This window comes from Actinocorallia lasiicapitis, assembly GCF_054778695.1.
In genome coordinates, this window is record NZ_BAAGZI010000894.1 from 1 (window position 1) to 593 (window position 593).

The 593-nt window shown below is 74.7% G+C and carries 1 protein-coding gene and 1 pseudogene; one reads left to right on the plus strand and one right to left on the minus strand.

Going from position 1 to position 593, the window contains the following annotated elements:
• Positions 1-359: pseudogene (locus ACYVE7_RS35360) on the plus strand (hypothetical protein); the annotation flags it as partial.
• A gap of 6 nt (positions 360-365) precedes the next feature.
• On the opposite strand, the gene ACYVE7_RS35365 reads toward ACYVE7_RS35360, so the two are convergent.
• Positions 366-593: hypothetical protein (locus ACYVE7_RS35365; protein ID WP_460371058.1), on the minus strand; the 228-nt coding region annotated here is incomplete at its 5' end.

Below are 593 nucleotides of genomic sequence, written 5' to 3' on the forward strand. Positions count from 1 at the left end.
CCAGGGGGAGCCGACTGACGATGCTGCCACCCTGTTCGGCCAGCTGCGTGCTGGTGGTCGTGGCCCGCACCCCGGTGCCGGCGATCGCCGGGTTCGGGCTGATCGGGCTCGGGATCGCCGTGGTGGTGCCGCTGGCGTTCGCGGCGGCGGGCAAGGCCGCCGCCAACCCCGGGCAGGGCGTCGCGGGGGTCGCGACGATCACCTACTCGTGCCTGCTGGTCGCTCCGGCGATCATCGGCGGGCTGGCCTCGGTCTCGACGCTGTCGATCTCGTTCATGGTCGTCACCGGGATGGCCGTGCTGATGACGGCGTCGGCGGGACGGCTCAAGGTCGCCGACGCGCAGCCCGTGCGCGTCTGAACGCGTCTACCGGAGCCGCAGGGCGCGAGTGCCGGTGCTGCGGGCGGCGCTGACCGCGATCCTCGGCACGGCGCTGGGCGCCATCCGGAAGGTGACCTTGACGACCACTCCCCTGGCGGCGTCGCTGTAGGGGTTCTCGGCGATCATCTCGCCGATCCGGCGGGCGGCGCGGCTCATGCCGTCGCGGGGCGGCGGTTCGACGGGCCGGCCGCCCAGCAGCGCGCCCACCGCGCG